This window comes from Novosphingobium aerophilum (genome assembly GCF_014230305.1).
In the GTDB taxonomy this organism is placed as follows: Bacteria; Pseudomonadota; Alphaproteobacteria; order Sphingomonadales; family Sphingomonadaceae; genus Novosphingobium; species Novosphingobium aerophilum.
The window spans coordinates 86,467-112,202 of the sequence record NZ_JACLAU010000003.1; the positions used below are offsets into that span (position 1 = coordinate 86,467).

The window sequence follows — 25,736 nt, forward strand, 5'->3', positions numbered from 1 at the left end:
AGACATGGATCCTGAAACGAGTTCAGGATGACGGTATGAGTGGTCGACGTGTCGGTCACTCCGCCGCCTCCCGCGTATTCTCCGCAATCCGCCGCTCGATCTCCGGACGGAAATGGCGGATCAGGCCCTGGATCGGCCAGGCGGCCGCGTCGCCCAGGGCGCAGATGGTGTGGCCTTCGACCTGCTTGGTGACCTGCTGCAGCATGTCGATCTCCTCGACCGCGGCGTCGCCGGTGCGCAGGCGTTCCATCACGCGCCACATCCAGCCGGTGCCTTCGCGGCACGGGGTGCACTGGCCGCAGGACTCGTGCTTGTAGAAGTAGGACAGGCGGCTGATGGCGCGAACGATGTCGGTGGACTTGTCCATCACGATCACCGCCGCCGTGCCCAGGCCCGAGCCGAGCGCGCGCAGGCCGTCGAAGTCCATCGGCGCGTCCCAGATCTGCTCGGCCGGGACCAGCGGGACCGACGAGCCGCCCGGGATCACCGCCAGCAGGTTGTCGCGCCCGCCGCGGATGCCGCCGCAGTGCTTCTCGATCAGCTCGTGGAAGGGGATGCTCATCTCCTCCTCGACCACGCAGGGCTTGTTCACGTGCCCGCTGATCTGGAAGAGCTTGGTGCCCTTGTTGTTGTCCCGCCCGAAGCTGGAGAACCAGCCGGCGCCGCGGCGCAGGATGGTCGGCGCGACGGCGATCGATTCCACGTTGTTGACCGTGGTCGGGCAGCCATAGAGCCCCGCCCCGGCCGGGAACGGCGGCTTCAGGCGCGGCTGGCCCTTCTTGCCCTCGAGGCTTTCGATCATCGCGGTCTCTTCGCCGCAGATGTAGGCGCCCGCGCCGCGGTGGACGAAGACGTCGAAGTCATAGCCCGAACCGCAGGCGTTCTTGCCCAGCAGCCCGGCGTCATAGGCCTCGGCCACGGCGGCGAACAGCGTCTCGGCCTCGCGGATGTATTCGCCGCGGATGTAGATATAGGCCGCCCGCGCGCGCATCGCGAAGCCCGCAACCAGCGCGCCCTCGATCAGCTTGTGCGGATCGTGGCGGATGATCTCGCGGTCCTTGCACGAACCGGGCTCAGACTCGTCGGCGTTGATCACCAGGAAGCTCGGCCGACCGTCGCGGCTTTCCTTGGGCATGAAGGACCACTTCATGCCCGTCGGGAAGCCGGCGCCGCCACGGCCGCGCAGGCCGGAATCCTTGATTTCCTGAATGATCGCATCCTGCCCGCGGGCGAGCAGGGCCTTGGTGTTATCCCAATCGCCCCGCGCCATCGCGGCCTTCAGGCTCCACGGCTGATAGCCGTAGAGATTGGTGAAGATGCGGTCCTTGTCCTGCAAGCTCACAGGCCTACCTCGTTCGCAAAGACCCGCTCAGCCTGAGCCTGTCGAAGGCCACACGCTGCGGGTTGCCCCTGGGTCCACTGCCGCGCGTGCGCTTCGACAAGCTCAGCGTGAGCGGGCGTGGGGATTTGGTTCAGGAAACAGATGGCAGCCATGGCTTACCACTCCCCCCGGTAGTCGTGATTGGCGTCGACCATCGCGGTCAGCGTGGTCGGCCCGCCGACCGGCTCGACCGTATGACGACCCGGCTCCTGCGTGCCGGTCTTGGGCTGCTCGCCCCGGGCTAGCGCGTCGAGCACGGCATCGAGCCGCTCGGCGGTCAGGTCCTCGTAATTGTCGTCATTGATCTGGACCATCGGCGCCGAGGCGCAGTTGCCCATGCATTCGACCTCGGTAAAGGTCCAGAGACCGTCCGCGGTGGTGTGCCCGGGCTTCATCCCGCGCTGCTGGCAGGCCTTGATGATGTCGTCCGAGCCACGCAGCATGCACGGCGTGGTCCCGCAGACCTGCACGTGAAAGCGGCCCACCGGGACCAGGTTGTACATGGTGTAGAAGGTCGCGACCTCAACCACGCGGATGATCGGCATGTCGAGCTGCGCCGCGATCACCTCCATCACCGGAATCGGCAACCAGCCCTGGGTCTGGGTCTCGGCACCGACCTGGCGCTGGGCCAGATCGAGCAGCGGCATCACCGCCGAGCGCTGGCGCCCTTCGGGATAGCGCGCGATGATTTCCTGCGCCTTGGCCGCGTTCTCGGGCGTCCAGGCCCAGTTGCCCCAACGCGCGCGCAGCTCGGGGCTATCGGGTTCGATGTAACGGTCAGCCATGCTGGCGGCTCCGCTTCAGCCAGAGGTCCTGGGCATAAAGCGCCAGTTCGAACCCGCCGATCGCGCCAATCAGCATGGGCAGGGTCTCGCTCATCGCGACGCCGAAGGCCAGCGCGCCGAAGTAGCAGGCGGTCAGGACCAGCCCGGTCAGCGCCGCCCAGACGCGCATCAGATCGAATGTGGACTTCACCGGATAAACTCCACGCGAGAGCACTTGTCGCCCTCAAAAGAATAGACTGCCACCACGTCGAACGGCTCGACCAGCGGAGAGCCGTCGGTGGCGGGGCCGCGCGTGACATGCTCGCGCATCAGGACGTAGCTGCCGATGGCCTGGGCCTCGACGATCTCGGCATGGTTCTGCGGCCAGCGGGCGAAAGCGGCGGCAAGGCCCGAACGGGTGCCTTCCTTGCCTTCGCGCACCACATCACCGCGGTAGTTCGCCTCGCAGGCGTCCTCGGTCATGTACGAGACGTAGGTGTCCACGTCCTGCGCGTTATAGGCGGCGATCATCGCCTTGGCGGTGGCGAGGTTGCTCACCGGTCACACTCCCCGAATACCACGTCGATCGCGCCGAGGATGGCGGTCGCGTCGGGGAGCATGTGACCCTTGGACATGAAGTCCATCGCCTGGAGGTGGCTGAAGGCGGTCGGGCGGATCTTGCAGCGGTACGGCTTGTTGCTACCGTCGCTGACCAGATAGACGCCGAATTCGCCCTTGGGGCTCTCGGTGGCGACATAAACCTCGCCGGCGGGCACGTGGAAGCCTTCGGTGTAGAGCTTGAAGTGATGGATCAGCGCTTCCATCGAACTCTTCATCTCGCCGCGCTTGGGCGGGACCACCTTGCGGTCGGTGCTGGCGACCGGACCTGACGGCATCTCGGCCAGGCACTGGCGCATGATCCGGGCCGACTGGCGGACCTCCTCGACGCGCACCATCATCCGGTCATAGCAATCCGAATTGGTGCCCACCGGAATCTCGAAGTCCATCCGGTCGTACACATCGTAGGGCTGGCTCTTGCGCAGGTCCCACGGAATGCCCGCGGCACGGATCATCGGGCCCGAAAAGCCCCAGGCCAGCGCATCCTCGCGGCTGACCAGAGCGATGTCGACGTTCCGCTGCTTGAAGATGCGGTTGTCGACCACCAGGCTCATTGCGTCCTCGAACAGCGGGAACAGCCGCTCGTCGATCCAGTTGCCCAGATCGACCAGCAGCTTTTCCGGCACGTCGCGGGCGACGCCGCCCGGGCGGTACCAGGCCGAATGCATCCGCGCGCCGCTGGCCCGCTCGAAGAAGTTCAGGCAGTCCTCGCGGATCTCGAACAGCAGCAGGTTCGGCGTCATCGCGCCGACGTCCATGACGTGCGAGCCGATGTTGAGCATGTGGTTGCAGATGCGGGTCAGCTCGGCGAACAGCACGCGCAGGTACTGCCCGCGCAGCGGCACCTCGAGGTTGAGCAGCTTCTCCACCGCCAGGACGTAGCTGTACTCCATCGCCAGCGGCGAGCAGTAGTCGAGCCGGTCGAAGTACGGCAGCGCCTGCAGGTAGGTCTTGTGCTCGATCAGCTTTTCGGTGCCGCGGTGAAGCAGGCCGACGTGGGGATCGATCCGCTCGATGATCTCGCCGTCCAGCTCCATCACCATGCGCAGCACGCCGTGCGCCGCCGGGTGCTGGGGCCCGAAGTTGATCGTGTAGTTGGTGATGACCTCGTCGCCGGTGGTGGGCGACTGCTCGAGTTGCATGCTCATCGGGACACACCCCGCATAACACACCCGTCATCCCGGACTTGATCCGGGATCCATCGCGCCGAACGCGATGCTGGTGCCAGGGGAGAGATGGACCCTGAAACAAGTTCAGGGTGACGAGGAAGGATCAGGCTGGTCATGGGTCAGCTACCCTCCGGCGCGGGGCCAGCCCCGCCCTCATCGCCAGCCTTCCTGGCGCGCGGCTTGCGCGCGGGCCGGGCTTCGGTGGCATCGGGCGCCGCTGCGGCCGCGGCCTTGGTCGTCCGCGCGCGCTTGGGCTTGGCCGCCTCGGCATCGGCCTTTTCGCCGGCACCGGTGGCGGCGGGCGTATCGGTGGTCTTGGGCGTGTCCACCTTGGGCGCGCCGCCGGTGACCGGGGCGGTCGCGACAGGCGCGGGAGCCGGCGGCGGGGGTGCCGCCTTCTCGTCGCCCGGCAGCACGTAGTCGGCGCCTTCCCAAGGGCTCATGAAATCGAAGGTGCGCAGGTCCTGGGCCAGCTTGACCGGCTCATAGACGACGCGCTTGTCCTCTTCGGAATAGCGCAGTTCGACATAGCCGGTCAGCGGGAAGTCCTTGCGGAAGGGATGCCCCTCGAAGCCGTAGTCAGTGAGGATGCGGCGCAGGTCGGTGTTGCCCGAGAAGAGCACGCCGTACATGTCGAACACCTCGCGCTCGAGCCAGCCGGCATTCGGCCAGATCGTCGTCACGGTGGGCACCGGAGTGTTCTCGGCGGCGCGGACCTTCACGATCACCCGGTGATTCCGTGTGACCGACAACAGCATGTAGACCACTTCGAACCGCTCGGCGCGGGCGGGGTAATCGGCCCCGGCGATCTCCATCAGCTGCTGGTATTCGAACCGGTCGCGCAGCGTGGTCAGCACGGACACGATCGCCTCGCGCTGCACGTCGAGCACGGTCTCGCCGTATTCCTCGCGCGCGGCGACAAGCTGGTCGCCGAGGGCGGCGGCCAGACGATCCAGCAGGCCGTCCTCGGCCGCGAACCGGGGGGCGGAATGAAGCACGGTCATCAGGACAAAACCCCCGTTCGTGTCGAGCGAAGTCGAGACACGTCAGCGCGGCGTGTCTCGACTTCGCTCGACACGAACGGCTGTGGGAAACTGGAAAACAGGGAGATCACCGCTCGATCGTCCCCACGCGGCGAATCTTCCGCTGCAACTGCATCACGCCATAGAGCAGCGCCTCGGCGGTCGGCGGGCAACCCGGGACATAGATGTCCACCGGCACGATCCGGTCGCAGCCGCGCACGACGCTGTAGCTGTAGTGATAGTACCCACCGCCGTTGGCGCAGGACCCCATCGAGATGACGTACTTCGGGTCCGACATCTGGTCATAGACCTTGCGCAGCGCCGGAGCCATCTTGTTGCACAGCGTGCCCGCGACGATCATCACGTCCGACTGGCGCGGCGAGGCGCGCGGGGCGACACCGAAGCGCTCCATGTCATAGCGCGGCATGTTGACGTGGATCATCTCCACGGCGCAGCAGGCCAGGCCGAAGGTCATCCACCACAGCGAGCCGGTGCGGGCCCACTGGAACAGCTCCTCAGTGCTGGTGACAAGAAAGCCCTTGTCCGAGACCTCGCTGTTGAGGCCGTCGAAGAACGACTGGTCGGGTGGAACGATGGCCCCGGTGGAACCCGGGAAGGTGGCGGGAGCGGCAGTCATGTCGGTCATTCCCAATCCAGAGCGCCCTTCTTCCAGGCGTAGATGAACCCGATCACGAGCTCGAACAGGAACAGCATCATGGTCAGCCAGCCGGCCAGGCCCGTCTCCTTCAGGCTCACGGCCCAGGGGAACAGGAAGGCGGCTTCCAGGTCAAAGATGATGAACAGGATCGCGACCAGATAGAACCGCACGTCGAACTGGCTGCGCGGGTCCTCGAAGGCCGGGAAACCGCATTCGTACTCCGAGTTTTTCTCGGTGTTCGGGTTATGCGTCCCGGTGAGTCGCGACACCCCCATGGGGAGGAAAACGAAGGCTGCCGAGAGCGCGAGGGCGATGACCAGGAAGATCAGGATCGGCAGGTATTGGATCAGGTCGACCAAGGGGCTGACTCGTCTTGCTGAGCTATGGGGGCGCCCTAGTCCGCTGCCGCGTCCGGCGCAAGTGCTGTGCGGCGCAATATGCACCCCTCATGCTGCAAACGTTGTGAGCCAGCAGGGGAGACCGGCCGAATCGTCGCACCGATCGCGCAATGTCGAACGATTCAAATACGTTCTTGTACGCAGGAGGCCCGGCCCTTGACCGGGCTGGCGCGACCTATGGGCCTGACGATCAGGGCTGCCCGGCCCCCCACACGGCATCGGCGCGCACGAAACCCTGGTGCCCCGCGGCATCGAACTCGCACCACCCGTCGACACAGTCGCCGAGCCGGCCGGTCACGCCGGGCTGAAGCCGCCAGAGCAGCTTGGCTCCGGGCTCGCTGCCCGCGCGCATCTCGGCCAGCCAACCGGCCGGGGCCCCGTCCGGGGCGCGCACGATCGCGCCGCGTTCGCGCTTGAGGAAGCGGGCCAGCATCCACCCCCGCACCCCGTCGGGATCCTGGACCAGGCGCCAGCCCTCCATGACCCGCAGGACCTTCATCGGCAGGTGCTCACGGTGGTAACGCCAGGCGATGCGGTAATCCTCGCCCGGTCCGACCCGCAGGTTGGCTTCCCGGCCCCGCAGCGAGGCCCAGTAAGGCACCCCGGTGTCCTGGGCCCGCACCGGGGCACCGGTGAGCATTCCGGCCAGGCTGAGGGCAAGGGCAAGGACTATCAGCAAGTTGCGCGAGGGGGAGACGACCATTCGCGATCCCTTAGCCTGTCCCTTGCGCCACCTTCAAGGCGCCTGTGGCCCTTCGTCCTTCTCACGCCTCCTCCTCCGTCCCCGCTTGGCCAGGGGCCCCGCGCGGGCGATCATGGCGAGCGGTTGCGCCGGTCGCTTGCGCGACCCGGGGCTTGTGCCTAATCCCCCGCGCGGAGGGTCGACCGGGAAACCCGGGACCTGGAGGGACAATCGATGATCACACGGACCGCGCGGACCACCGCGGCCTCGCTCCTGCTGGCCGCAACCCTGGCGCCAAATGCCGCCCATGCGCAGGAAGGCGCGCTGGACATGGCCAATTCGGGAGATACGGCCTGGCTGCTGGTATCGGCCGCCTTCGTACTGCTGATGGCGGCGCCGGGGCTCACCCTGTTCTACGGCGGTCTGGTCCGGGCCAAGAACTTCCTGTCGGTCATGGTCCAGTGCGGAGCGATCGTGGCGATTGCCTCGATGCTGTGGATCATGGTCGGCTACACGCTCGCCTTCGGCCCGGTCACCAACGGCTGGCTCGGCGCCGGGACTGCCACGATGCTCAACAACCTTGGCAATGTTCGCGCCGGAACGCAGGTGCCGGAAAGCGCCTTTGCCCTGTTCCAGATGACCTTTGCGGCGATCACCCCGGCGCTGATGGTCGGAGCCTGGGTCGACCGCGCCCGGTTCGGCTGGGTCGTGGCCTTCGGCGCGCTCTGGGGGCTGGTGGTCTATGCCCCGGTGGCGCACTGGATCTGGGGCGGCGGCTGGCTCGCCACCAAGCTGGGCGTGCTCGACTATGCCGGGGGCATCGTCGTCCACACCACGGCCGGCGTCTCGGCGCTGGTGGTCGCGGCGCTGATGGGACGCCGCACCGGCTTCCCCAAGACGCTGATGCTGCCGCACAGCCCTGCCCTGACCATGGCCGGCGCGGCCCTGCTGTGGATGGGCTGGTTCGGCTTCAACGGCGGTTCGGCGCTCGCGGCCAATGACGATGCCGCCGCAGCGATCATCAACACCCATGCCGGCGCCTGCGTCGCGGCTCTGGCGTGGATCCTGATCGAACGCTTCCACGTCGGCAAATCGACCTCGATCGGTTTCGCCACCGGGGCGATTGCCGGGCTGGCGACCGTCACGCCCGCGGCCGGGCTGATCTCGCCCGGCGCGGCCTTCGTGTTCGGAGCCGTTGCCGCCGTGGTCTGTTACCCGATGATCCATCTCATCAAGTTCCGCCTGCAGATCGACGATTCGCTGGACGTCTTCGCGGTCCACGGGGTGGGCGGGATGACCGGATCGCTGCTGCTTGCCCCCTTCCTGGCCCCCGCCCTGGGCGGAACCGGCTATGCCGGCCAGATGGGCATGGTCAGCCAGGGCGTGGCCCAGGCGGTCGGGGTCGGACTGGTCGCGGCCTTCTCAGCCGTGGCCACGGCGATCCTCGCGCTGGGGCTCAACCTGTTCCTGCCGATGCGCGTCTCGGAAGACGCCGAGCGCGAGGGGCTCGACCTGTCGAGCCATGGCGAGCGCGCCTGGGAAATGGTCGACTGACCGGCGCACCGCGTCACGCACCGAAAAGGGGCGGGAGATACCAGGTCTCCCGCCCCTTTTTGCGTCTCCGGCCTATTGCCGCGCGGGATCAGGGTTCGAACCGGCCGTCCCTGGCCAGCATGCCGAAGAACTCGTGCATCTTGGCATAGCCGCTCTCGCTGATGCGGACGACCACGCGGCGCAGGTCCTTGCTGTCACTGGCGAGGCGAACCAGCCCTTCCCGCTCGAGCACACGCAACCAGCGCCAGGCGGTGGTATAGGGCACGCCCGAGGCGAGGCACACCGACTTGACCAGACTGACCCGGCCCTGACGCTCGGCGATGAACAGGTCGATCAGCATGTCCCAGCCGGGTTCGCCCAGCAGATGCGACGCCAGCACCTGGTTGCGGGCGCGGCGGGCCTCCCACACGCGGAGAGCGGCAAGGTCGATCGCCTGCTCCTGTTCGACCTCGGTCAACGGCCGGCGCGTCGAATAGCGTTCGATCACGCCGCAAAGGTCTTTGATCAGACTGGCGTCATGTTCCACATGCAGCATTGCAACCCCCATAGGTCAAACAAGACCACGCGGTTTCCCGGCCGCGACGAGACAGTTGTTAACCATCCCGTGAACAAGGTTTACCATTGTCCACGGGGTCTTTGTCAATCGATCAGAATGACCGTATCCAATTTATTTTATTCGGATTTTTGGCGTAAATAACACCAGACGGGCGCCTCGTCCGGACCATGCCCGGGGCGCCTCGATCGCTGGATGGTCGCACCATCCCTCGCAGCGGCTGACCACCAGACATGGCTGGGCCAACAGCGCTCGGGACGTTCGGAACCGTCACTTATAGCCCAATTGGGGCGCGACCTTCGCTTTTGTGATAAATCAGCTTTTACCTGCCGACAACGATCAATCCCACCCGTCTCTGCGGGCAGGTCGTCGCAATTACGCGTATTGTTCCGCAACCGGCCACGCCGGGGGCGCTCCGGGCCGGCGCCCCCGGCCGGCTCAGTCGCCGGTCAGGATCCGATCGACCAGTTGCTTCACCGTGGGCGTGAAGTTGTTCGAATAGAACGGATCCTGCTTGAACCGATAAGCGGCATGGCCGGCAAACATCAGATTCTGGTCGATCTCACCGCCATGGGCGATGTCCTGCAGGGTCTTCTGGATACAAAAACTCCGCGGATCGGCGAGGCGGCCGGTGGTGTAGTCGTCGTGATCCTTCCACGACGAGAAGCCGCAGTGTGACAGGCAGCCCATGCAGTCCGACTGATCCTTGCGGATCTCCTCGCGCTCGGCCGGGGTGACGAAGACCAGCGTGTCGTCGGGGGTGCGCAACCCTTCGGTGAAGCCGGCGCCGAACCAGGCCCGCGCCCGATCCCGATCGGCGGGGGTAACCCAGAAGTTCTTGCCCTTCACCGCCACGTCGAGCTGCACGGTGTGCTCACCCGCGCTGACCTTGGAATAGGGAATCTGGCGCTCGGACCGCGCTTCCAGGTTGCGCAGGAACGGATTGCGCACGGCCGAGCTGTAGAACCCGGTGGGCGAGAAGCGGTGGAGCAGGACATCGCCCGGCTCCAGCGTGCGCAGGTGGTCCTTCCAGGCCTGCGGGATCGGGCTTTCCTCGGTCAGCAGCGGACGGGTGCCGAACTGGAAGGCGATCTGCCCCAGCTCGGGATTGTCGATCCAGTTGTCCCACTCGCGCAGGAACCAGACCCCGCCGGCCATGACGATCGGCACGCTGTCGGGCACGCCTTCGGCCCGCATCGTCTCGCGCAGGGCCTTGACCCGGGGATAGGGATCCTCGGGCTTGCGCGGGTCCTCGGCGTTGGACAGGCCGTTGTGCCCGCCCGCCAGCCACGGATCCTCGTAAACCACCGCGGCCATCAGGTCGGCCACCTTGTGGTAGGCCCGCTTCCACAACGCGCGGAAGGCCCGGCCCGAACTGACGATCGGCAGGTAGTTGACGTTGAACCGCGCCGCGATCTCGCTCAGCTTGTAGGGCATCCCGGCGCCGCAGGTCACCCCTGTGACCAGGCCGCGGGTCTTTTCGAGCACGCCTTCCAGCACCTGCTGGGCACCGCCCATTTCCCACAGCACGTTGATGTTGATCGCGCCTTTGCCGCTGGCGATGTCATAGGCCCGGCGGACCTGCTCGACCGCGCCGTCGATGGCATAGCGGATCAGCTCCTCGTGGCGTTCGCGGCGGGTCAGCGCATTGTAGACCTGCGGCACGATCTTGCCTTCGGCGTCGTAGCTGTCGGCATTGACCGCGCTGACCGTGCCGATGCCGCCGGCCGCCGCCCAGGCGCCCGAACTGGTGTGATTGGTCGCGGCCACGCCCTTGCCGCCCTCGACCAGCGGCCAGACTTCACGTCCGCCATAGAGAATCGGCTGTAGTCCCTTGAATGCCATTGTGCCTTGTACTTCCCCGTCACCCACAAAAATCATCAATGCCCGATTGTGGTTCCATCTGCCGCGAGCCGGCAGGGCTTGATCGCCTTGGGCGCCGGACGCGGTCCGGAAGCCTCGAATTTCGCATAGTACCCCGCCATGGTCGGTTTACGGACAAATTCGACCAAGCGGAAGCCCACCGCCCCAAATTCGCAGAGCAGCAAGGCCGGCGGTGTGCCATGCCGCCCGGTCGGGCGATCGGTGTCGACCACGATCACTGCACCGCCCGGCCGCAGCGACGGCCGCAGGTTCCACAGGAAGGCGTAAGGCTCCGCCACTTCGTGATACATGTGCACCATGAACACCCGGTCGAACGAATTGGCCGGCAGGCGCGGATCTTCGGGCGTGCCGAGCCGGATCGAGACATTGTCGAGCCGCTGCTTCTCGACGCGCATGCCCAGCCGTTCGATCGCGCCCTTGTCGATGTCCTCGGCCAGCACCCGGCCCTTGGCGCCGACCCGTTCCGCCAGGCGGACCGTGTAGTAACCCTCGCCCGCACCCAGATCGGCCACGGTCATGCCCGGCGCGATCCGCGCCAGGTCCATCACGGTGCGCGCCTCGCCCATGCTGTCGCGCAGGTCTTCGGTGGAAAACTGGGTGACCCCGATGTTCGAGACCGGCCGATCCGCACGCGGGAAGCCGCGCGCCGCCTCAGGCCGGTCGGCATCGGCGGTACGCCACTGGCAAGCGCCCAGCGGCACCAGGACCGGCAGCAGCAGCAAGACTGCGCGGCCGCGCCACCTGGTCAATCGACATCCTCCACCGCGACCTTGTCGCCGGTCACCCGCTGGGCCAGCGCGGCCGCCATGAACGGGTCGAGCGCGCCGTCCAGCACGTCGTCGGGCGAGGTCGAGGTCTGGCCGGTGCGCAGATCCTTCACCAATTGGTACGGCTGCAGCACGTAGGAACGGATCTGGTGGCCCCAGCCGATCTCGGTCTTGGCCTGGTACTCGCCCGAAGCCGCGGCCTCGCGCCGGGCCAGCTCGGCCTCGTAGAGCCGCGCCTTCAGCATGTTCATCGCGATTTCGCGGTTCTTGTGCTGGCTGCGGTCCTGCTGGCTGGCGACGATGATCCCGCTGGGGACGTGAGTGATGCGCACCGCCGAATCGGTGGTGTTGACGTGCTGCCCACCGGCGCCCGAGGCGCGATACGTATCGATCTTCAAGTCGGCCGGATTGATCTCGATCGCGATGTTGTCGTCGATCACCGGATAGACCCACACCGAGCTGAACGAGGTGTGGCGCCGCGCCGAGCTGTCATAGGGACTGATCCGCACCAGCCGGTGGACGCCGCTTTCGGTCTTGGCATAGCCATAGGCGTTCTCGCCCTTGATCAGCAGCGTGGCGCTCTTGATCCCGGCGGCCTCGCCCGCGTGATAGTCGACCAGTTCCACCTTGTAGCCGTGCCGGTCGGCCCAGCGGGTGTACATCCGCTGCAGCATCTCGGCCCAGTCCTGGCTTTCGGTCCCGCCGGCCCCGGCGTGGACTTCCAGATAGGCATCGTTGGCGTCGGCCTCGCCCGACAGCAGCGCCTGGACCTTGTCCGAATCCGCCCGCTCGGCCAGGGCCGCCAGACTGGCGAGCCCTTCGGCGATCGTGTCCTCGTCGTTTTCCGCCTCGCCCAGTTCGACGAACTCGACGGCATCGGCCATCTCGGCCGAGATCTGGTTGACCGCACTGACCGAGGCATCGAGCCGGCGCCGCTCGCGCATCACCGCCTCGGCATCCTTGGGATTGTCCCAGAGCTTGGGATCCTCCACCCGGGCGTTGAGTTCATCGAGCCGGCGCAGCGCGCGGTCCCAGTCGAGCGAACGACGGACCAGCGCCAGCGCGGCATTGATCCGGTCGATATGAGCCTGCCCTTCGGCACGCATGACACAAGCACTCCAGAAAAACGAACGGCCCGCTTAGCGGGCCGCGCGTGTTTGTAAAGCGGGTGCGCTTACTTGCCCTTGAGCGCCTCGACCGCGGCCAGCGTCCTGGCGACGTGCTCTCGCCAGTCCATCTCCGAATGGACCATCACGATCTTGCCGTCGCGCGCGATGACGTAGGAGGTGCGGTTGGTCATGCCACCGATCCCGGCGGGCAGCAGCGAAACCTTGTAGGCCGAAACCACCGCCGATCCTGCGGTCGCCACGCCGAACTTGCTGCGGCAGGCCTCGGTCGAGAACTTCTGCAGGGTCGGCAGGTCATCGGCCGACATGCCGACGATGGTCGCCTTGGCCGCGGCGAACTTGTCGCTGGCGTCAGCAAAGGCCTTGGTCTCCAGGGTGCATCCCTGGGTGAAGGCCTTGGGGAAGAAGTAGAGCACGACCGGCCCCTTCTTCAGCGCCTTCTGCAGATCAAAGGTGAAGGTCTTCCCGGCGATCGCCCCCTGCGTGACGATCTGCGGCGCCGGAGCGCCGACAGGCAGCGCGGCCATGGCCGGGGCGGTGGCGACAAGCGCGGAGAGCGCGGCGACGGGGGCGATGAGGGTGCGGTTCATGGGGGGAGAATGACTCGGATGGCGGTCGAGGTAAAGCGGCACCTAGGGGAGAGCCCAACCACACGAACGCTTAAGCCCCCCGCAAGTATCCGGACCGCGCAGCGCCCAGCCCAGACCTTCCGTTCAGGCCCCTCCCCAGCCATCCATCAAGGCAGCTTTGCAGTCCGGAACAAGCACATGCGGCTAAATGCATGCCAGGAACCGCGACGGCGACAGACAAGCCGGCTGTGCCAAACCGACACGCTCACGTTTCAAGATAGTCGTTCAACCAACCTCTAAATGCGTTATCATGCCGTTTACCAAGTTATATCGAGACCTCGCTGCAAGAAACCGGCGATGGGTTTGCGATCAACTTGGTGGAAGGGGGCCAAATGCGCAAGAAAATCATCGGGTTAACTACAGCAACCCTGGCCACGCTGATGGCACCGATGGCAGAGGCTGCCACCCTGGTCGATACGGGCACACCAACGACGCTGGGCTCCGCCCTTGCGCCCGGAGGCACCCTGGCCGGCAAGTTCACGCTTGGCTCGGCCAGCACCATCACCGGCGTTCAAGGTTACATCGGCGGGGCTGGCGGGCACACCATCACCGTCTCGCTGTTCGGCCCCGGCACGCTGCCCAGCTACGCCAACACCCTGCAGACCACATCGTTCACCTCAACCGGCAGCACGGGCTCGTGGCAGGGTGTCTCCGGCCTGAACTGGTCCCTTGCGGCGGGCGATTACTGGATCGGCTTCGACAGCAACGGCAACGACGCCATGGGTGGCGGGTCGCCCAACCCTCTGAGCAGCTATGCCTACGGGGTCGGCGGTACGTTCTACCCCTACAACGTTCTGGGCTTCGGCGTGCAGATCACGGGCGTGACTGCGGCGGTGCCGGAACCCTCCACCTGGCTGTTGATGATCTGCGGGATCGGTCTGGTCGCCGCGGCGCAGCGCCGCCGCCCCAGGGCAAGGCTCGGCTTGACCTGAAACTGGGCACCCGCTCGGCAATGCGAACCGCGGCTAGGACGAATGGCGCGCCGGCCCCGGTTCGTTTGGGGTTCCGTCGAGCGGTTCGTCGCCCACCTCTGCGCAAATCCGTTGGCGCCCAGCCTCAATAGACCCCGCCCTGCTGCTCGACGAAGTCCGCCCCTTCCTCTTCCCCGGGCATGGCCTCGTCGCTCTGCACTTCGCGCAGCTTGCGGATCGCGGCGATGATCGCCTCGCGCTCGGCGGCGAGCTGGTCCTGGCGGGTCGCCCGTGGCGGTTCGGTGTCGGCCTTGAAGGCCTCCCAGATGATCGACGACTTGGGATCCTCGGTCGGCTCGCCGCCGAACACCCGCTTGCCGGTGACGCGGTCAATCTTGACCATGCGCACATCGGCGGGAGCGGCAAAGGGCGTATGGCTCCAGCGCGCCTTGGTCTGGCTGACGAACTGGCGGAAGATCGGCGCCGCGAACGTGCCGCCCTGGGCATAGCCGCCTAGCGAGCGCGGCTGGTCGAAGCCCAGGTAGACCCCACCGACAATGTCCTGCGATCCGCCGACGAACCAGACGTTGGTCGGACCCGAGGTGGTCCCGGTCTTGCCGAACAGCGGCAGACCCAGGTCGCGCAGCACGGTGGCCGTGCCGCGCTGGACCACGCCTTCCAGCATGTGGACCACCTGGTAGGCGGTGCGCGGATCGAGCACCTGCTTGCCGCGCGGGGTCAGGCGGGGCATCGGCTTGCCATCCCACTCGGCCATCGAGCAGCCGGTGCACGGGCGGGTGTCGGCCCGCCAGATCACCTTGCCGGTGCGGTCCTGGACATAGTCGATCATCGACTGGGCATACTGCACGCCGTTGTTGGCCAGCGCGGCATAGGCGTTGACCATCTGTGCCACGGTGGTCTCCCCCGCCCCCAGCGCGAAGCTGAGATAGGGATCGTACTTGCCGATGCCGACGCGCTGGATCGTGTTGACCACGCGCGGCATGCCCGTGTCGTTGGCGATATGCACGGTCATCAGGTTGCGCGACTGTTCCAGCCCCCACCGCATCGTGTGGACACCGCCGGCGCCGCGCATGTCGAAATTGCGGAAGCACTTCTGGCCCAGCCCGGCGCCCTGGTAGACGCAGAACGACTGGTCGGGGACCATTGTCGCCGGAGTCATCCCGTAATCCAGCGCGGTGGCATAGACGAAGGGCTTGATGGTCGAGCCGGGTTGACGCAACGCCTGGGTGGCCCGGTTGAACGATCCCAGCCCGGCATCGAAACCGCCGGCCATGGCCAGGACCCGGCCCGAGCGCGGGCTTTCCACCACCATGCCGCCCGACACTTCCGGAACGATCCGCAGGCCCCAGGTGCCGCCGCCAAGCGGCGCCGCCGCGACCACGTCGCCGCGCTGGAGCTGGTCGGGAATCCCGGTCAGCGGACCGCTGGTGCCATCGCTGAAGCCGATCGTGGCGCTCGGCCCGCGCCGCTGGACAATCACCCCGACACGCCAGTTCTGGTAGCGCAGCGAGAAGTTGTTGCCGATCAGCTGGGCCTGCCAGTCATCCTCGCCCAGCTTCAGATGGGCGATCGGACCGCGCCAGCCCTTGCCCGCGTGATAGCGCAGCATGCCGGCGCGCAGGGCGTCCTGCGCGGCATGCTGCAGCTCGGGATCGAGCGAGGTGCGCACCCACAGGCCGCCGGCATAGATGCTGTTCGGGCCGTCATCGGCGTTCTCGCCATAGCGGTCGATCAAGCGGCGGCGCACCTCCTCGACGAAGTAGCCGACATTCGGGTCCCAGCTTTCCACCCGGCGCGGGATCAGTCCCAGCGGCTGAGCCTTGGCAAAGGCGGCCTGGGCGGGTGTGGCCAGCCCGTTCTTCACCATCTGGTCGAGCACCCAGTTGCGCCGCTCGAGCGCGCGACCAGCGTGGCGGGCGCGGCTGTACGTCTCGGGTGCCTTGGGCAGGATCGCCAGGAACGCCGCCTCGTGCAGTTGCAACTGATCGACGTCCTTGCCGAAATAGGCCTGGGCCGCCGCCTGCACCCCGAAGCTCTGCCGGCCGAGCGGGATCTCGTTGAGGTACAGCTCGAGGATCTGCTGCTTGCTCAGCACGGATTCGATTCGCCGCGCCAGGATCATCTCCTTGAGCTTGCGCGTGATCGAATACTCGTTGCTGAGCAGGATGTTCTTGGCCACCTGCTGGGTGATGGTCGATCCGCCGCGGGCGCGTTCGCCCGAGCCGACCTTGGTGGCGAAATCCACCACCGCCCCGGCCAGGCCGGTCAGGTCCACCCCGCCGTGGGTCCAGAAGGTCTTGTCCTCGGCCGACAGGAAGGCGTTGATCACCGGCTTGGGAAAGTCGACGAAACGCAACTGCACCCGCCGTTCGCGGGCGTAGGAATAGACGATCTCGCCGTTCACGCCGCGCACCATGGTCGGCAGCGGCGGCTGGTAGGTCAGCAGGCCATCGGCCGAAGGCAGGTTGCGCGCCACGGTGACCCAGACCAGCAGGTAGCCGGCGAGCACCACGCCCAGCGCCAAGCCGACAAAACGCACCAGCGCATAACCGCGCCACAGCTCCGTGACGCGGGTCGCCAAAGGAGCGAACCGGTCGCCCAGGCGGGTGCGCAGCGCGCTGAGCGGGCGATCGAAGATGCGGGCGAAGATGCGGGCGAACAGGCCCAGGGCCTCGCGGCGGATGCGGACCCGCTGGGTCTGGTCGGGTACGGGATCGTCGGCCATCGCCGGGCCTCTAGCACGCGCCGCGCGGTCGAAGCCAGACGGTTTGGCTCACGGCGCACCGGTCGCCGCGGCGCCACCGCCGGTTGCCTCTGCCCCAGCCCCCGCCCCGGGCTCGGACTGGCGCGCGAAATAGACCCGCACGGCCCGCGCCAGGGTGGTGGCGATGGCCTTGCGCCCCTGGCTCGAGGTCAGCCGCGCCGCGTCCACGGGGTTGCTGATATAGCCGGATTCGACCAGGACCGAGGGCAGGTCGGCCGACTTGAGCACGACGAAGGCGGCCGACTGCATCGACCGTTCGCGGAACGGCACGAGGCCCTGGCCCTCGCGCAGCACCAGTTCGGCGAAGCTGGCGGACCGGGCCCGGCTGTCGCGCTGCGACAAGTCGACGAGGATCGCGTTGACATCGCCGCTCTGCCCGCCGAGTTCGACCCCGTTGACCGTGTCGGCCCGGTTCTCGAACTCGGCCAGGCGCGCGGCGTTCTCGTTCGAGCCGCGGTCGGACAGGGTGTAGATCGTCGCTCCGCTGGCGCCCTCGGCGGTCGCGCTGTCGGCATGGATCGAGATGAACAGATCGGCCTTCAGACGACGGGCAATGCCGGCGCGTTCCTCGAGCACCAGGAAGCTGTCATCCTCGCGGGTCAGCGCGACGCGGATTCCGCCGTGGGCGAGCAGTTCGTCGCGCAGCGCCTTGGCCAGCGCCAGGGTCAGGGTCTTTTCGCGGACCGCTCCGGCCCCGGCGCCGGGATCGTGCCCGCCATGGCCGGCATCGATCACCACCAGCGGGCGGCTGGCGTCGAGCGGGCCGCGGACCTGCGGCAGGCCGATCTCGCCCGCGACCGGCGGCAGCTTGATCCGCACCACGTAGCCCAACCCGCGCCCCGGTGCACCGAACCTGCGGTCAGCCGCGACCATCGCCGCGAAGACCGCGATCGGTGCAAGCACAAGAAGTGCGATGGCCAGCAGGCGAGACCCGTCGGGGCGGTGCATGCATGCTTCGTTAAGACTTTGGCAGGTATGTCGCAATCGTCTCGCAAGGGCATTGTTCTGTCAGATGTGCAACAACTTGCCGTCCGGTTGGAGCGATGCTACGCAGCGGGGCAGGGGCAGTTCTGCCACCGCCAACCCTCCATGCTTCGGCCTGCCTCCGCGCGGCCAAAGCCGCTTCCGGAAACGGTCGCACAAGGGTTTGGGCAGGCCGCACCCACCGCCGGACACCTTGTCCGGCGTCCTGAACCGAGTTGATGCTGGTATGAGAAGTCGTTCGCTGTCCTGCCGTCCCTTGCCCTTCGGGGCGACGGCGCTGGTGGCGACGGGTCTTCCCACGATCGCGCGTTCGATTTCGCCGCGCCTTCCCCTGCCCGCAGACACGCAACCCCACCATCGCAGTTCCGCCGCAGCAACCCACCGTTGCCGCGGCGTTTTCGCACAGGAACGCGCCCGCCCGGCCTCCGTCAGGAGGAACGGGCCGCGGCGCGCACGGAGATACGTTGATGACCACGCGCATGCTGATCGATGCGCGCCACCAGGAAGAAACCCGGGTGGCGGTGCTGAAGGGCAACCGGATTGAAGAGTTCGACTTCGAGTCGGCCGAACACAAGCAGATCAAGGGCAATATCTACCTTGCCAAGGTAACCCGGGTCGAACCGTCGCTGCAGGCGGCCTTCGTCGACTTCGGCGGCAACCGGCACGGGTTCCTCGCGTTCAGCGAAATCCATCCGGACTACTACCAGATCCCCAAGGAGGATCGTGAGCGCCTCCTGGCCGAAGAGGCCGCCCACGCCGAGGAGGAGGCCGCCCTGCGCGCCGTCGCCGAGGGCGAGGAAGATTTCGTCGGTGACGACGAGCTGGGCGAGAGCCTGGCCGACGACATGGCCGGAACCGACCACGATCATCACGACGACGATTACGGCGGCGTGACAGAGATCGACACGTCCGAGAAGGACGAGGTCGCCACGATCGAGGACGGCCACGTCGAAGGCGCCTTCGACCATGACGGCGAGGAAGCCGCCGAGGCCAAGGAACAGCCACGCCGCCGCGGCCGCCGTCGCCAGGGTGGCGATAAGGGCCGGGCCCACGCCAAGCAGGCCGACGAACTGCGCGACAAGCGCATGGCCCTGCGTCGCCGCTACAAGATCCAGGACGTGATCCACCGGCGCCAGGTGCTGCTGGTCCAGGTCGTCAAGGAGGAACGCGGCAACAAGGGCGCTGCCCTCACCACCTATCTCTCGCTGGCCGGCCGCTATTGCGTGCTGATGCCCAACTCGAGCCACGGCGGCGGGATCAGCCGCAAGATCAGCTCGGCCGCCGACCGCAAGCGCCTGAAGTCGATCATCGCCGAGATGGACCTGCCCAAGTCGATGGGCTGCATCGTCCGCACCGCCGGCCTCCAGCGCACCAAGACCGAGATCAAGCGCGATTTCGACTATCTGGCCCGGCTGTGGGACGGGATCCGCGAAACCACGCTGAAGTCCAGCGCCCCGGCGATCATCCATTCGGACAGCGACCTGATCAAGCGCGCCATCCGGGACATCTACAACCGCGACATCGAAGAGGTCGTGGTGGAAGGAGAAGCCGGCTACCGCGCCGCGCGCGATTTCATGAAGCTGCTGATGCCCAGCCACGTGCGCCGGGTGAAGGCCTATGCCGATCCGGTGCCGCTGTTCCAACGCTATGGCGCCGAGGACCAGCTCACCGCGATGTACGATCCGGTGGTCCAGCTCAAGAGCGGCGGCTACCTGGTGATCAACCCGACCGAGGCGCTGGTCTCGATCGACATCAACTCGGGCCGCTCCACCAAGGAGCACGGGATCGAGGCGACCGCGCTCAGCACCAATCTTGAGGCCGCGCGCGAGATTGCCCGCCAGTTGCGCCTGCGCGACATGGCCGGGCTGGTCGTGATCGACTTCATCGACATGGAATACGGCTCGAACGTCCGCAAGGTCGAGAAGGCCATGAAGGACGCGCTCAAGGACGATCGCGCCCGCATCCAGGTCGGTCGCATCTCGGGCTTCGGGCTGATGGAGATGAGCCGCCAGCGCCTGCGCACCGGCGTGCTCGAGGCCACCACCCGCGCCTGCCCGCACTGCGACGGTTCGGGCCTGGTCCGCACCGCCTCGAGCGCGGGGCTGTCCGCCCTGCGTCTGATCGAGGACGAGGCGGCCAAGGGCAAGGGTACCGTGATCTCGCTCTATGCCTCGCAGGAAGCGGCGGTCTACGTGCTCAACGCCAAGCGTGCCGACCTGCAGGAGATCGAGCACCGCTATGGCGTGCGCGTCGAGGTGATCCCCGAGGGCGAGAACGAGGGCGCCAAGATGCGCGTCGCCTCATCCGGCCCGCGCCCGACCGTGCTGCCGCGGTTCGAGCCGATCGTCGAGCCCGAGGACGACTTCATCGAGGACGAGGATTTCGCCGAGGACGAGGCCGAGGAGGAAGCCCGCGACGAGGGTCGTCGTGGTGATCGCGGCGAGCGTCGTCCGCGGGACGAAGCCGACGAGGACGGCGAAGGCGGCGGTCGCCGCAAGCGCCGCAAGCGCCGCCGTGGCGGACGCAACCGCAACCGGGGTGAAGGCGAAGGCGAAGGCACCGAAGGTCGCGAGACCGATGGTGACGAGGATGGCAGCGACGCCGAAGAGACCGAGGGCGGCGCCGAGGCCGGCGAGACCCTGGGCGAGAACGGCTCCGACAGCGGCGAGGAAGGCCCGCGCAAGCGTCGCCGTCGCGGTCGTCGTCGGCGCGGTGGCCGCAACCGCGAGGGCGGTGAGCAGGCCGAGGGAGCCGAGGGCGGCGAGGATGAGGGCGATGCGCCCGAGGCCGTGACCGAAGAGGCCCCCGTGGCCGCCGAACCGGTCGAGGCCGAGCCCGCTCCCAAGAAGCGCGCCAGCCGCAGCCGCAAGAAGGCTGACGCCGAGGCTCCGGCCGAAACGCCGGCCGAGGTGACCGCCGAGGTGGCCGCACCGGCTGCCGAGGACGCCCCGGCCCAGGAACCCGCGCCGAAGAAGCGCGCGAGCCGCAGCCGCAAGAAGGCCGACGTCGAGGCTCCGGCCGAAACGCCGGCCGAGGCTGCCGAGGCGGCAGCGCCTGTGGTCGAAGATGCCCCGGCCGAGGAAGCCCCGAAGAAGCGCGCCAGCCGCAGCCGCAAGAAGGCCGACACGGTCGCCGCCGAGTCCCCGGCCGAGGTGGTGAGCGAAGCCGCCGCACCCGAGACCGAGGCCGCACCGGCCGAGGAGGACAAGCCCGCCGAGCCCCCGCGCCGCGGCTGGTGGCAGCGGACCTTCGGCGAGTAAACCGCAAGCTCAGCAACGCACAAGGCGGCGCGGAACCCCGGTTCCGCGCCGCTTTGTCATTCCGGGTCAGCCGCGCCACCGCCTGCTCCCACAATCGTCCGGGATCGCGGGTCCGGCTGGGCTTCATTCCCCGCGCCCGCTCAGCCTGAGCTTGTCGAAGGCCACGCGCCGACATCACCCCACACTCGGGCGCAGCAATCGCTGAGCGCTGCACTCGGGAACCAAGCCCGTCGTCCTGCGTGGGCTTCGACAAGCACAGCCTGAGCGGGTCCGGAGTGCAAGGTGGCTCACCAGAACCGCCCTCCGCCCCCCTATGCGCAGTCCAACGTATATCCCCGGCCCGCCGCTCCATGCTCTCTCTGCTGGTCTTTACCCGACTCCCGCGGAGTGCCCATGGATCAGCACGTACCCTCCCGCCGCCAGTTCCTGACCGCCGTCGGCAACCTGGCCAGTGCCAGTTGGGTCGCGCTCAATTGGCCGTCGATCGCGGCGGCGGCCGAGCCGATGCAGCATGGCCACCATGCCATGGCAATGGGCGATGAGGCTCCGCCGACGGCGATCACCACGCTGGCTCCGTCCGAGGCCGCCGATGTGGAGGCCATCGCCGGGCTGATCGTGCCCAGTGGCAAGACCCCGGGCGCGCGGGAAGTCGGGGCCCTGCTGTTCATCGACAATGCCCTGGGCAGCTTCTTCAAGGACCAGTTGGCCTCCTTCCGCAAGGGCCTGGGCGAATTCCAGGCCGGTTTTGCCCAGCAGCCCGGCGTCACCACGCCCTTCGCCAGGGCCCCCGAAGCCCAACAGACCGCCTGGCTGGCCCAGGTGGATAAGACCCCGTTCTTCCTTGCCGTGCGCCGCCTCACCGTGCTCGGCCTGCTCGCCTTGCCCAAGTACGGCGGCAACAAGAACAACATGGGCTGGACCCTGATCGGGGTGGAGGACAACCACTACTGGGAACCGCCGTTTGGCTACTACGACCGCGATTATCCCGGTTTCCAGCCCTATCCCGGCACCAAGCCCTACACCGCCTGACGGAGCCGATCATGCCCAAGACATTCAAGACCAGCGAGATCGTCGACTTCGTGGTGGTCGGCTCCGGCGCCTCGGGCGGGATCATGGCGCGCGAACTGGCGCTGGCCGGCCATTCCGTGGTGGTGATGGAACAGGGCCCGCGCATGGCGGCCTACGAGTTCGAGCACGACGAGCTCAAGTACCGCAACCTGTCGGGCATCACCAACAATCCGGCGACCAACCCGCAAACCTTCCGCAGCGATGCCACGCAGACCGCCAAGCAGATGAACGGGCGCAACCCGCTGACCTATGCCCGGGTGGTCGGCGGCAGCAGCGCGCACTTCAACGCCAATTTCTGGCGCCTGCACGAGATCGACTTCATCGAGGGCAGCAAGTGGGGCCCGATCGAGGGTGCCAGCCTGGTCGACTGGCCGATTACCTATGCCGAACTGGAACCCTATTACACCAAGGTGGAATGGGAGGTCGGCGTGTCGGGCCTGGCCGGGGCCAGCCCGTTCGATCCGTGGCGGTCGAAGCCCTACCCGATGCCGCCGCTGCCGGTGAAAAGCTCGGGCGTGCTGTTCGAACGCGGCGCGCGCAAGCTGGGGCTGCACCCCTTCCCCTCGCCGATGGCGATCAACTCGATCGACTACAAGGGCCGCCCGCCCTGCGCCCAGTGCGGCCTGTGCGGCGGCTTCGCCTGCGAGGTCATGGCCAAGTCGTCCTCGGTCTGGACGATGATCCCCGAGGCCGAGGCCACCGGCAACTGCGAAGTCCGCTCCGAAAGCTATGTCTTCCGCATCGGCATGAGCGCCGCCGGGCGCGCGACTGGGGTGCACTATTTCGACAAGAACAAGGTCGAACAGTTCCAGAAGGCCAAGGCCGTGGTGGTCTGTGCCAATGGCGCCGAGACGCCCAAGCTGCTGCTCAATTCGGCCACCAACAGCCAGCCGGAAGGGCTGGCCAACTCCAGCGGCAAGGTCGGTCGCTATCTGATGTTCAACAAGGGCGGCGGGGCCATGGCCCGGTTCGAGCACCCGCTGAACGAGTACAAGGGCGCCAACGTCACCCGCATCCTCCACGATTTCTATGACAGCGATCCCAAGCGCGGATTCTATGGCGGCGGCGGGTTCGACGCGCGCTCGGGCGGGCCGCTGACCTGGGGCCAATCGGTCCCGCCCGGCACGCCCTCATGGGGCCAGGGGTTCAAGGACTATCTCGAATCCTACACCTACTGGATGAACTGCTCCGGCCACGGCACCTCGCTGGCGCAGGAGACCAACCGGGTCGACATCGATCCCGAGCTCAAGGACGCCTGGGGCGTGCCCGCCATCCGCGTGACCTACAAGGACCATCCGGACGACATCAAGCACGCCAAGTGGCAGGTCGAGCGCGCCGTGGAAATCATGGATGCGGCGGGAGCCAGCCAGATCGTGCCGGGCGAGGTCGGCGCGGCCAGCGGTGGTGTCCACCTGCTCGGCACCTGCCGGATGGGCAACGATCCCGCCACCTCGGTGATCGACAAGTACCATCGCACCCACGATGTGAAGAACCTGTTCCTGTGCGACGGATCAAGCATGGTCACGTCGGGGCGTGGCCAGCCGACCCTGACGATCGAGGCCCTGGCCTTCCGTGCGGCAGATCACATCAACCGCTTCGCCAAGGCGAACGCGATCTGACGGGGCACCGGCCGGAAGGGTCCGGCCTGGCCTAAGGTTCGATCCTCGCCCCGTCCCAGGCGAAGCAGCCGCCGCTGTCTGCCGGGGCGAGGCCATCGATGACCCGCAACAGGTGGGCCGCCGACACCGCGGGGGTGAACAACCGGTCCTGCGGCACGCCTTTCTGGAACGGCTCGGACAAGCCCGTGTCGACCGTGCCCGGATGCAGGCCCACGCAGATCGCCTGGCGATGGGTGCGCGACAGCTCGATGGCGAAATTGCGGATCAGCATGTTGAGCGCGGCCTTGCTGGCGCGATAGGCGTGCCATCCACCCAGGCGATTGTCGCCGATCGAACCCACCCGCGCGGACAGGGCCGCGAACACCGCCCGGCGATCACGCGGGAACAGCGGCAGCACGTGCTTGGCGATCAGGGCCGGACCGATCGTGTTGAGCGCGAAGGCCTGGGCCATGGCCGCGGGATCGATCTGCCGCAGGCTCTTTTCCGGGCCCGTTCCGTCCGGCAGGGTGAGCACGCCGGTGGCGACCACGCACAGGTCGATCGGCGACCCGATCCTTGCCACAGCCGCGGCAATCGACGCCTCGTCGGTCAGGTCGAACGCGATGGGCTCGACCGTGGGGTGATCGATCGCGGGATGATCGATCGAGGGGGAGGCCGCCGGGCTCCGGCTCAGGGCGTAGACCTTGTCGATATCATTGCTTGATATCAGAGCCTGGACCAGAGCCGCGCCGATGCCACCACTCGCCCCGAACACGGCAGCCCGGCGGAGGCTCGTCGAGGTGGTCATCCTTGTCACTCCTTCGCTGTCCTACCCTGGCGGGTTGCGTCACAATAGGCGGATGGATGACCGCCCCCCCCCGCCTTATTCGCCGCCCTCTTCGCCGCCATTCCTCACGTCCGGATTGGGCTGCTAATATCCTGCGATCTCATCGGCCTGACCCGTTCGCGCGGTGATTGCCCTGGACCGTGTCAACCGTGTCAACCGGATGCCCCCGGGACAACCCCGCCTAAGGGGCGAGAGGGATCACCTCGACGATCGGACAGGCTTGCCCTCGCGGCTCGAATCGCTAGAGAGACCTCCACCAGCGGTGTTGCGCCGCAGCAGTGACGGACTTGGCAGATGGCAACTTTCACCCTTCCCAAGAACAGCAAGATCACCGGCAAGGGCCGGGTTCACAAGGCCGAAGGGGCCACCCGGATCAAGACCTTCACCGTCTATCGCTACGATCCCGACACGGGCGAGAATCCGCGCTACGACAAGTTCGAGATCGATCTCGACAACTGCGGGCCGATGGTTCTCGACGCGATCATCAAGATCAAGAACGAGATTGACCCCACGCTGACCTTCCGCCGCTCGTGCCGCGAGGGGATCTGCGGGTCCTGCGCGATGAACATGAACGGGCGCAATGGCCTGGCCTGCACCACCGCGATCGAGGACCTCAAGGGCGATATCCGCATCACCCCGCTGCCGCACATGGAAGTGATCAAGGACCTGGTTCCCGATTTCACCCACTTCTACGCGCAGTACGCCTCGATCCGTCCCTGGCTGCAGACGGTCAGCACCACGCCCTCGGGCAAGGAGCGGCTGCAGTCGCCCGAACAGCGCGAGAAGCTGGACGGTCTCTACGAGTGCATCCTCTGCGCCTGCTGCTCCACCTCGTGCCCCAGCTACTGGTGGAATTCGGACAAGTTCCTGGGTCCGGCGATCCTGCTCCAGGCCTATCGCTGGCTGGCCGACAGCCGCGACGAGATGACCGGCGAGCGGCTCGACGAGCTGGAAGACCCCTTCCGGCTCTATCGCTGCCACACGATCATGAACTGCGCCAACGTCTGCCCCAAGGGTCTGTCGCCGGCGCGGGCGATTGCCGAAATCAAGAAGATGCAGGCCGAACGTCACATCTGA

General features: G+C 67.1%; 23 protein-coding genes. 6 read left to right on the forward strand and 17 right to left on the reverse strand.

Translation table 11 applies throughout. The features are described 5' to 3' along the window. Positions 1 to 55 precede the first annotated feature (55 nt). From nuoF to H7F49_RS03915, 9 genes are all read right to left on the reverse strand, one after another. Positions 56 to 1,342, reverse strand: coding sequence for an NADH-quinone oxidoreductase subunit NuoF (gene nuoF / locus H7F49_RS03875; RefSeq protein WP_185682254.1), 1,287 nt, complete (start codon positions 1,340 to 1,342; stop codon positions 56 to 58). 155 nt (positions 1,343 to 1,497) lie between these two features. After that, positions 1,498 to 2,166 (reverse strand): complex I 24 kDa subunit family protein, encoded by a 669-nt coding sequence (locus H7F49_RS03880; protein WP_185682255.1) that lies wholly within the window; start codon positions 2,164 to 2,166, stop codon positions 1,498 to 1,500. Further along, complete coding sequence (locus H7F49_RS03885; RefSeq protein ID WP_185682256.1) at positions 2,159 to 2,356, reverse strand: hypothetical protein; 198 nt, start codon at positions 2,354 to 2,356, stop codon at positions 2,159 to 2,161. Before H7F49_RS03885 ends, H7F49_RS03880 begins: the two co-directional genes overlap by 8 nt. Beyond that, positions 2,353 to 2,703 (reverse strand): nuclear transport factor 2 family protein, encoded by a 351-nt coding sequence (locus H7F49_RS03890; RefSeq protein WP_185682257.1) that lies wholly within the window; start codon positions 2,701 to 2,703, stop codon positions 2,353 to 2,355. Before H7F49_RS03890 ends, H7F49_RS03885 begins: the two co-directional genes overlap by 4 nt. Next, positions 2,700 to 3,911, reverse strand: a complete 1,212-nt coding sequence (locus tag H7F49_RS03895) for an NADH-quinone oxidoreductase subunit D (protein ID WP_185682258.1) — start codon at positions 3,909 to 3,911, stop codon at positions 2,700 to 2,702. The genes H7F49_RS03890 and H7F49_RS03895 overlap by 4 nt, the downstream gene beginning before the upstream one ends. Positions 3,912 to 4,051: 140 nt before the next feature. Next, entirely contained in the window at positions 4,052 to 4,936 is an 885-nt protein-coding gene (locus H7F49_RS03900; RefSeq protein WP_185682259.1) for an NADH-quinone oxidoreductase subunit C, read from the reverse strand. Positions 4,937 to 5,042: 106 nt separating this feature from the next. Beyond that, entirely contained in the window at positions 5,043 to 5,600 is a 558-nt protein-coding gene (locus H7F49_RS03905) for a NuoB/complex I 20 kDa subunit family protein (protein ID WP_214647637.1), read from the reverse strand. After that, positions 5,597 to 5,971, reverse strand: a complete 375-nt coding sequence (locus tag H7F49_RS03910) for an NADH-quinone oxidoreductase subunit A (RefSeq protein WP_185682260.1) — start codon at positions 5,969 to 5,971, stop codon at positions 5,597 to 5,599. The genes H7F49_RS03905 and H7F49_RS03910 overlap by 4 nt, the downstream gene beginning before the upstream one ends. A gap of 229 nt (positions 5,972 to 6,200) precedes the next feature. Then, positions 6,201 to 6,713, reverse strand: a complete 513-nt coding sequence (locus tag H7F49_RS03915; protein ID WP_185682261.1) for an SH3 domain-containing protein — start codon at positions 6,711 to 6,713, stop codon at positions 6,201 to 6,203. Between the two features lie 213 nt (positions 6,714 to 6,926). Here H7F49_RS03915 and H7F49_RS03920 point away from each other — a divergent pair, with 213 nt between their 5' ends. Beyond that, the gene (locus H7F49_RS03920; RefSeq protein ID WP_185682262.1) at positions 6,927 to 8,246 is read left to right on the forward strand and encodes an ammonium transporter; all 1,320 of its coding nucleotides are present in this window, start codon (positions 6,927 to 6,929) and stop codon (positions 8,244 to 8,246) included. An 88-nt stretch (positions 8,247 to 8,334) separates the two neighbouring features. Here H7F49_RS03920 and H7F49_RS03925 read toward each other — a convergent pair whose 3' ends face one another. From H7F49_RS03925 to H7F49_RS03945, 5 genes are all read right to left on the reverse strand, one after another. Next, positions 8,335 to 8,781, reverse strand: coding sequence for a hypothetical protein (locus tag H7F49_RS03925; protein WP_185682263.1), 447 nt, complete (start codon positions 8,779 to 8,781; stop codon positions 8,335 to 8,337). Positions 8,782 to 9,237: 456 nt separating this feature from the next. Next, the gene (locus H7F49_RS03930; RefSeq protein ID WP_185682264.1) at positions 9,238 to 10,644 is read right to left on the reverse strand and encodes an NAD(P)H-dependent flavin oxidoreductase; all 1,407 of its coding nucleotides are present in this window, start codon (positions 10,642 to 10,644) and stop codon (positions 9,238 to 9,240) included. Positions 10,645 to 10,679: 35 nt separating this feature from the next. Further along, a complete protein-coding gene (locus H7F49_RS03935; RefSeq protein ID WP_407940286.1) occupies positions 10,680 to 11,432 on the reverse strand; it encodes a class I SAM-dependent methyltransferase in 753 nt (250 codons plus the stop codon). Then, positions 11,429 to 12,556, reverse strand: a complete 1,128-nt coding sequence (gene prfB, locus H7F49_RS03940) for a peptide chain release factor 2 (RefSeq protein WP_185682265.1) — start codon at positions 12,554 to 12,556, stop codon at positions 11,429 to 11,431. The genes H7F49_RS03935 and prfB overlap by 4 nt, the downstream gene beginning before the upstream one ends. Positions 12,557 to 12,624: 68 nt before the next feature. Next, a complete protein-coding gene (locus H7F49_RS03945; protein ID WP_185682266.1) occupies positions 12,625 to 13,167 on the reverse strand; it encodes a peroxiredoxin in 543 nt (180 codons plus the stop codon). A gap of 371 nt (positions 13,168 to 13,538) precedes the next feature. Here H7F49_RS03945 and H7F49_RS03950 point away from each other — a divergent pair, with 371 nt between their 5' ends. Beyond that, the gene (locus H7F49_RS03950) at positions 13,539 to 14,138 is read left to right on the forward strand and encodes a PEPxxWA-CTERM sorting domain-containing protein (RefSeq protein ID WP_185682267.1); all 600 of its coding nucleotides are present in this window, start codon (positions 13,539 to 13,541) and stop codon (positions 14,136 to 14,138) included. A 124-nt stretch (positions 14,139 to 14,262) separates the two neighbouring features. Here H7F49_RS03950 and H7F49_RS03955 read toward each other — a convergent pair whose 3' ends face one another. Together H7F49_RS03955 and H7F49_RS03960 are read right to left on the reverse strand one after the other, a co-directional pair. Further along, positions 14,263 to 16,863, reverse strand: coding sequence for a penicillin-binding protein 1A (locus H7F49_RS03955; RefSeq protein WP_185682268.1), 2,601 nt, complete (start codon positions 16,861 to 16,863; stop codon positions 14,263 to 14,265). 48 nt (positions 16,864 to 16,911) lie between these two features. Beyond that, complete coding sequence (locus tag H7F49_RS03960; RefSeq protein ID WP_185682269.1) at positions 16,912 to 17,850, reverse strand: N-acetylmuramoyl-L-alanine amidase family protein; 939 nt, start codon at positions 17,848 to 17,850, stop codon at positions 16,912 to 16,914. 503 nt (positions 17,851 to 18,353) lie between these two features. Here H7F49_RS03960 and H7F49_RS03965 point away from each other — a divergent pair. The 3 genes from H7F49_RS03965 (at position 18,354) to H7F49_RS03975 (ending at position 23,833) form a co-directional block, all read left to right on the forward strand. Then, positions 18,354 to 21,146 (forward strand): Rne/Rng family ribonuclease, encoded by a 2,793-nt coding sequence (locus H7F49_RS03965; protein ID WP_185682270.1) that lies wholly within the window; start codon positions 18,354 to 18,356, stop codon positions 21,144 to 21,146. Positions 21,147 to 21,539: 393 nt separating this feature from the next. Further along, entirely contained in the window at positions 21,540 to 22,175 is a 636-nt protein-coding gene (locus tag H7F49_RS03970; protein WP_185682271.1) for a gluconate 2-dehydrogenase subunit 3 family protein, read from the forward strand. 11 nt (positions 22,176 to 22,186) lie between these two features. Further along, a complete protein-coding gene (locus H7F49_RS03975) occupies positions 22,187 to 23,833 on the forward strand; it encodes a GMC family oxidoreductase (protein WP_185682272.1) in 1,647 nt (548 codons plus the stop codon). Positions 23,834 to 23,864: 31 nt separating this feature from the next. Here the strand turns inward: H7F49_RS03975 and H7F49_RS03980 are convergent, their stop codons facing one another. Beyond that, on the reverse strand, positions 23,865 to 24,620 hold the full coding sequence (locus H7F49_RS03980) for an SDR family NAD(P)-dependent oxidoreductase (protein WP_185682273.1): 756 nt from the start codon (positions 24,618 to 24,620) through the stop codon (positions 23,865 to 23,867). 333 nt (positions 24,621 to 24,953) lie between these two features. Between H7F49_RS03980 and H7F49_RS03985 the strand changes: the two genes are divergently transcribed. Next, on the forward strand, positions 24,954 to 25,736 hold the full coding sequence (locus tag H7F49_RS03985; protein WP_185682274.1) for a succinate dehydrogenase iron-sulfur subunit: 783 nt from the start codon (positions 24,954 to 24,956) through the stop codon (positions 25,734 to 25,736).

Bases quoted from the DNA above. Each gene is read 5' to 3' on its own strand.
- H7F49_RS03880 (WP_185682255.1), bottom strand. From the start codon at position 2,166: ATGGCTGACCGTTACATCGAACCCGATAGCCCCGAGCTGCGCGCGCGT.
- H7F49_RS03895 (WP_185682258.1), bottom strand. From the start codon at position 3,911: ATGAGCATGCAACTCGAGCAGTCGCCCACCACCGGCGACGAGGTCATC.
- H7F49_RS03900 (WP_185682259.1), bottom strand. From the start codon at position 4,936: ATGACCGTGCTTCATTCCGCCCCCCGGTTCGCGGCCGAGGACGGCCTG.
- H7F49_RS03905 (WP_214647637.1), bottom strand. From the start codon at position 5,600: ATGACCGACATGACTGCCGCTCCCGCCACCTTCCCGGGTTCCACCGGG.
- H7F49_RS03915 (WP_185682261.1), bottom strand. From the start codon at position 6,713: ATGGTCGTCTCCCCCTCGCGCAACTTGCTGATAGTCCTTGCCCTTGCC.
- H7F49_RS03920 (WP_185682262.1), top strand. From the start codon at position 6,927: ATGATCACACGGACCGCGCGGACCACCGCGGCCTCGCTCCTGCTGGCC.
- H7F49_RS03925 (WP_185682263.1), bottom strand. From the start codon at position 8,781: ATGCTGCATGTGGAACATGACGCCAGTCTGATCAAAGACCTTTGCGGC.
- H7F49_RS03930 (WP_185682264.1), bottom strand. From the start codon at position 10,644: ATGGCATTCAAGGGACTACAGCCGATTCTCTATGGCGGACGTGAAGTC.
- prfB (WP_185682265.1), bottom strand. From the start codon at position 12,556: ATGCGTGCCGAAGGGCAGGCTCATATCGACCGGATCAATGCCGCGCTG.
- H7F49_RS03945 (WP_185682266.1), bottom strand. From the start codon at position 13,167: ATGAACCGCACCCTCATCGCCCCCGTCGCCGCGCTCTCCGCGCTTGTC.
- H7F49_RS03950 (WP_185682267.1), top strand. From the start codon at position 13,539: ATGCGCAAGAAAATCATCGGGTTAACTACAGCAACCCTGGCCACGCTG.
- H7F49_RS03955 (WP_185682268.1), bottom strand. From the start codon at position 16,863: ATGGCCGACGATCCCGTACCCGACCAGACCCAGCGGGTCCGCATCCGC.
- H7F49_RS03960 (WP_185682269.1), bottom strand. From the start codon at position 17,850: ATGCACCGCCCCGACGGGTCTCGCCTGCTGGCCATCGCACTTCTTGTG.
- H7F49_RS03965 (WP_185682270.1), top strand. From the start codon at position 18,354: ATGACCACGCGCATGCTGATCGATGCGCGCCACCAGGAAGAAACCCGG.
- H7F49_RS03970 (WP_185682271.1), top strand. From the start codon at position 21,540: ATGGATCAGCACGTACCCTCCCGCCGCCAGTTCCTGACCGCCGTCGGC.
- H7F49_RS03975 (WP_185682272.1), top strand. From the start codon at position 22,187: ATGCCCAAGACATTCAAGACCAGCGAGATCGTCGACTTCGTGGTGGTC.
- H7F49_RS03980 (WP_185682273.1), bottom strand. From the start codon at position 24,620: ATGACCACCTCGACGAGCCTCCGCCGGGCTGCCGTGTTCGGGGCGAGT.
- H7F49_RS03985 (WP_185682274.1), top strand. From the start codon at position 24,954: ATGGCAACTTTCACCCTTCCCAAGAACAGCAAGATCACCGGCAAGGGC.